The 5865-nt window shown below is 36.2% G+C and carries 5 protein-coding genes; 1 reads left to right on the top strand and 4 read right to left on the bottom strand.

Features of this window, described 5'->3' with window-relative positions:
- Positions 1 to 807 precede the first annotated feature (807 nt).
- Positions 808 to 1164 carry a T9SS type A sorting domain-containing protein gene (locus FJ213_12490; GenBank protein ID MBM4176970.1) on the top strand — a complete coding sequence of 119 codons (357 nt, stop codon included), beginning with the start codon at positions 808 to 810 and terminating at the stop codon, positions 1162 to 1164.
- A gap of 58 nt (positions 1165 to 1222) precedes the next feature.
- Here FJ213_12490 and mdh read toward each other — a convergent pair whose 3' ends face one another.
- From mdh to FJ213_12470, 4 genes are all read right to left on the bottom strand, one after another.
- The gene (gene mdh / locus FJ213_12485) at positions 1223 to 2188 is read right to left on the bottom strand and encodes a malate dehydrogenase (protein ID MBM4176969.1); all 966 of its coding nucleotides are present in this window, start codon (positions 2186 to 2188) and stop codon (positions 1223 to 1225) included.
- Between the two features lie 366 nt (positions 2189 to 2554).
- Entirely contained in the window at positions 2555 to 2977 is a 423-nt protein-coding gene (locus tag FJ213_12480; GenBank protein ID MBM4176968.1) for an ATP-binding protein, read from the bottom strand.
- Positions 2978 to 3014: 37 nt separating this feature from the next.
- Positions 3015 to 4955, bottom strand: a complete 1941-nt coding sequence (locus tag FJ213_12475; protein MBM4176967.1) for a hypothetical protein — start codon at positions 4953 to 4955, stop codon at positions 3015 to 3017.
- Positions 4945 to 5865: MBL fold metallo-hydrolase (locus tag FJ213_12470; GenBank protein ID MBM4176966.1), on the bottom strand; the 921-nt coding region annotated here is incomplete at its 5' end. The genes FJ213_12470 and FJ213_12475, both read right to left, overlap by 11 nt.

Here is a 5865-nt window from a genome sequence, read left to right as displayed (position 1 = left end):
AGTCTTGAAGGCACAAGTGCAACAGGCGGCTTAATTGAATTCAAAGACCCGTGGTTTATAGACTACCAGGATGTTCAGTATGCAAACCAGCTAAGAAACCGGGGGATGAATGATGCAGTACCAAGACAAAGAACTTCACCATTTTATCCAAATGCTACAACACAATATGAATATGGTCAGACTTACAGAGGTGTGTTTCTGGATTGTGAAATATCGCCAAATAATTCCTATTACAAAGTCGGAGTTCCGGAAGAGCAGTCAATAACAGTTCACGGACAGAGCAGGAAATTTTATCCGTATTACTGGACAGGCAGTGGTGTAAACTATTCAAATGAAAACGACAGAGAACCTGGTGTTGTATTCACACAAACAAATTCAACAGCAACTGCAGTGCTTAAAGGACAGCTAATGAGCAATGACCAGAACGGAATAAGCAATAACTCGCAAAGAAAAATTGTAAGAACGGATAATGGTATATATCATATTGTCTACGAGTCGCAAGGTGGTGTTTGGTACACTAAAAGCTTGACAACGAACTTTAACGGTGGATGGGCAAAAGACATATGTTTAGAAATGGATGCAAAAAATCCAGCAATAGATTATTTGGGTAATATTTATTGGGGAAAAAACATTTCTCTTGCTAACCTGCCGAAGACATCCTCAGTTCACACCTAAGATTCCAATTTTGAACTCATTTACTTTCAATACAATTCTTTTAGTAAACTAGAAATAGCTTATCTAAGTAGTAAACCTTAATAAAATTATTAGCTCCCCTAATTACATTAACCTTATTAATTCTACCGATGAATATCAGCTGAAGAAGGTAATAAGATTACATTTTTAGGATTGCGAGAGTTACTAAGGTTTGAGAACGTAAATTCCGATGGGAATACAATCCCACTTTCATTCAAGCTTGAGCAGAACTACCCAAATCCCTTCAATCCAAATACAGTTATCAGCTATCAGCTTTCATCTGTAAGTTTTGTAACTCTCAAAGTTTACGATGTTCTTGGGAGGGAAGTCGCTACATTGGTCAACGAGCAAAAGGAAGCAGGCGATTATGTAGTTAATTTTGATGCCTCAAAACTTTCGAGTGGGATTTATATTTATAAGCTTAATGCAGGCAACTACTCAAGCATAAAAAAGATGATGGTTGTGAAGTAAATTAGGAATGAAATTCGTAGAGCGAGGTGAAACTCGCTCTACATTTGAAATTTTAAGTTTAGAATCCTAATCTCTTCATATCCTCGACAAGAGTTTTCACAGCGTTAATAGAGTTATCCATCAAAGCTTGTTCTTCAGCGTTCAATGTTATCTCGATTATTTTTTCAACTCCGTTAGCGCCCAAAACCGCTGGCACACCAACATAATAACCTTTCACACCAAATTCTCCATCAAGATAAGCACAGACTGGAAGGACACGCTTATCATCGTTCAGGATGGCTTCAGTCATCGCAATTGTAGAAGATGCAGGTGAATAAAACGCTGAACCTGTTTTCAATAATTTAACTACTTCGCCGCCAGCCATTTTAGTTCGTTCAACCATTGCCTTCATAACTTCTTCGGCTTTGGCTTTATCTTTATATTTTCTTTCAAGAAGTTCCATAACGGGAATTCCATAGACGTTAGCATATCTTACTAATGGAACCATTGTATCGCCATGTCCGCCAAGAACAAGTGCATTAATATCTTTTACTGATACACCAAGTTCCCACGCAATAAATGTTGAGAATCGAGATGAATCGAGCACGCCGGCTTGTCCCAAGACTTTATTTGCTTTGAATCCGGAAATATTTTTGAATAAAGTTACCATTGCATCTAGTGGATTCGAAATTACTATTACAATAGATTTCGGTGCGTGCTTTTTAACATTCTCCGCTACGGTTTTCATAATTTGTGCATTAGTAGTAAGAAGGTCATCACGGCTCATCCCTGGCTTGCGCGGTAAACCGGCAGTTACGATAACGATATCCGAGCCATCGATGTCTTTATAGTCATTCGTTCCTTTAATATTAACATCAAAATAATCAACGCGAGATGCTTCTGCGATATCGAGACATTTGCCCTGCGGCATATCCTCAACAATATCGTAAAGAACGACATCACCCAACTGTTTTTGCGCGATAAGCTGAGTTAAAACTCCTCCGATTTGTCCGCCCCCAACAATGGAAATTTTTTTCCTCGACATAATTCCTCCTAAATAGATTTATGATTTATTGATTGGATTAAACATTTATTTTTATTTCCAAATTTAAAATAATCAGGAATTAATCTATAAGCAAACAATTGGAATTAAGCTGCGAGTCAAATCAGTAGTATCCAAAATATTTTGAAAACATTAATTAAAACGACTTTTTAGTGAAAGTTATTAATTTGAGAAATATACTAAAACTCAACCCCCATCCCCCTTCTCTTAACAAGAGAAGGGGGAATAATGGGGGATGAGTTCTTTTTTCAATTATTCAATACGATCTTGAATTTTACGAATGGTTATGATCCTGTGAAACAAAATTATTTTGGCCAGTCGCGGGTCAAATCTAATAATAAATTAAATTTACTCATCTTCTAATTTGAATTCCGAAATGAGAGTAAGTGAATTGCCTTCCTTAGATTTAGTGTAGTACATTTCATCTACGAAATGTTTCATTATGTAAACACCGCGTCCATGTTCACGCAGGAGATTTTCGGGAAGAGTAGGGTCGGGGATTTTTTCTATGTCAAATCCTTCGCCTTCATCTGTTACGTCAATTTTGATTGTCGAATCAGTGACTGTCAATTCAAGAATTACTTTTTTTGTAATATTGCTTTTGTTTCCGTGTACGATGGCATTGTTTACTGCTTCTGTGATTGCAAGAAGAAGCATATTGAAATAATCTTTTTTTACATTGATCCCCTCAAATGCTTCTCCAAGAAATTTTGGAAGCCGATCAATTTCGAAAGGCGAAGTTTTTAGGATATGTCTGAATTGTTTAGACATTCGAAAACAAAAATATTAAAAATTTTTGGAAACGCAATTAGATTGTTAGAAGAATTCTCAGGTTAAAATTTACTATTCGCCTTGTTGACTTGGAAGATTGGGAAATATACTCAATCCAAGAAGTCCCGATTAGATATAAATCCTCCCGAAACCTGACTGAAATGTCAAATACCGGACCGATGCTTTCTATTCTTGAATTCTCGACTTTTTCACCTTTCTCAAACCGTGATTCAATATATCTGAAAGTGCGAATGCCAAGATTAAAAAATGATAGATGATTTAGTCTGTAGCCAAGTTTTAATTCGCCGGAATATTCTTCAATGTATCTTGCCGGTTTTGTTGAGAATGACCTCCAATTCAAACTTCCTTGTTCTGAAAGCTTAATATTCCCAGAAACAGTTGTGAAAAATACTTTTGACAAATTTATCTGTGTGGTGTCTGTGAATGAAAACTGACGAAATGAAAAACTTCTTACCGTATTTAAAATATCTTCAAAGTCGTAGATAGTATAATTTGCTAGTACCTCAAATGAGTTGGAAGATGTTAAGACCTTGTCGGTGTAATTCGAATTGCTTGCAAGTCTAATAACTCTATTCCAATTATTGTTAGAACTTCTTTCAGCATAAATATATACGAGATGATTCATGTATGCCTCAACAAAAATGCTCGCACTGAAAAATTTTGAAAAAAACTTTTTATATGTTAAACGTGCAATGTAAAGAAGCTCATCTCTGTCATCGCGGAATATGTTTGACTTATTAGTGAAGTTGCTAATGCTTGGTGTGTTATAGACTAACTTCGATAGGAAAAGATTTAAGTAGAGTGTGTCATGATTAACAAGATTATAAGCCGATTCGGAACCTAACTGAAACCTTACAGAAGAATTGTTTTTCTTCAATTCATCTTCAACACGGTCCAGGTAGAAATTTTCTGGGATTTCGGAAATATTTTTTACGATATGTTTCTCATCGCGCTCCGTATAATTTGCCTTGAAATTTGAGTTGAAATCCCCTAATCTTAACTTAAATCTTGTACCAAGATTTAGACGAAATTCATCGATTCTTGTATCAAAAACATTTTTTGAGGGAGGTGAGGTGAGTTTATATAAAGTGTTTCGTTCGACGTTCCTGAAATAAAGTCCTCCGATAAACTCAAAATCCATGAAATTAAAAATGTTGTTATACTTTAAATTTTCACTAAGCATTAAGACATCATCGTCGCGGGTTTCAATATTCAAATCTGAACCAAAAAAATCAGCTTTAGCGCTGTCAAGTTTAAGATAAAAATCGCGTGTGATCTTATTGAATTCGAAATTAAACGAATTGAAAACGTCTGATGTAAAATGCTTATTGACTGATAAACTTGAATTTAATGTGATATTATTTCTGCGCCCGATTTCTTCGTTCAAGTATTTTACATTTGAGTTGAATAAATAATTAGAAAGATTAACATTATCAAATATGCTGTTTAATCCATAGATAAAACCCTTATCGTTCTGTTCAAGCTGTTTATCTAATTTGTAACCTAGAACAGGTCTTACAGAAATGTTGTAAATCGGGGCATATTCCGCTATTAACTCAAATGAGTTTTCGGAAACATCGCTTAATCCAATCCTTCTATTATCCGTTACGATCCGCGAGCGGAATAGTCCGCCAAGTTTGAATTGATCGAAAATTGCATATCTGCTGTCAATAAAAAATGTATTGTCATCCCGAATATTTTTTGAAACCGCATCGATGAATGTCGAATTAAAAGTATTCCCAGCATTCACCGTGAACCGATTAAAATTATAAACCGCTGAAACTGAATTTGTAAATGTGTGAATGTTGAGCTGTTTGCTGTAATTTGTCCGGATTTGAGTGGCATTCAATTGTATCGTTGTATCCATTGCAGAAAGAGTTTGTGCGGAGACACTGCTTAAATGCAGCAAAGGAAAAACAAATAATGCGAAATAAAATTCTAGCAGATTACAATGCAAAAACATCTCCTCGCTCGGGGATTTTAATATTACTGAAACCAGCAGTTTCCAGTCCTGATTGCAGTTTTAGCTGTTGGTCGTAATCGCCATGTACCAAATATGTTCTTTTAAGTTTTTTCCTATCAAAAGAATCAAAAAATTCCAGAGTTTCTTTTCTGTCTGCATGAGCGCTGAATGAATTCATAACGACTACTTCTGCACGCAATTTATGTTCTTCACCAAAAATCTTTATTTCTTCTTCACGTTCAACTAACCGTCTCCCAAGTGTATGAGGTGCATTATATCCGACAATTAATACGGTGTTGCGCTGATCTTCAATACTATTCCGCAAGTGATGGAGGACCCGTCCTGTCTCAGCCATCCCCGAGGCAGAGATAATGATGCACGGTTCATCGCAATCGTTCAATTTAATGGAATCCTCAACTGACTTCGTATAATTTAATAATTTGAATGCAAATGGATCTTCATCGTTCATTACATATTGAAGTGTCTCTTCATCAAAACATTCTTCGTGCTTCCTGAAAACTTCGGTTGCATTTACTGAGAGAGGGCTGTCGACATATATCGGCATTTTGGTAATAACATTGCGCTTAAAGAGGTTATGAAGTGCGAGGACTAATTCCTGTGTTCTGCCAACGCTGAATGCAGGTACAATTATTTTCCCTCTCCGTCCACGGTTTTTTACAATTATGTCTTCCAGCTCCTCTTCTGTTTCCTGCGCTGGTTTGTGAAATCTTCCACCGTATGTGCTCTCGGAAATTATAACATCGGGTGTGGGAATTTTTTCCGGATCTTTCAGGATTGCCATATTTGGTCTGCCCAGGTCTCCGAGAAAACAAAAGTCAATCGTCTTTTGAGAGTTTTTGATTTTGAAATAACTGAAAGCTGAACCGAGAATGTGTCCTGCATC

The organism is Ignavibacteria bacterium, from assembly GCA_016873845.1.
Lineage (GTDB): Bacteria > Bacteroidota > Ignavibacteria > Ch128b > Ch128b > JAHJVF01.
The sequence above is the reverse complement of the archived record's forward strand: the minus strand, read 5'-3'. Positions and strand labels throughout refer to the sequence as shown.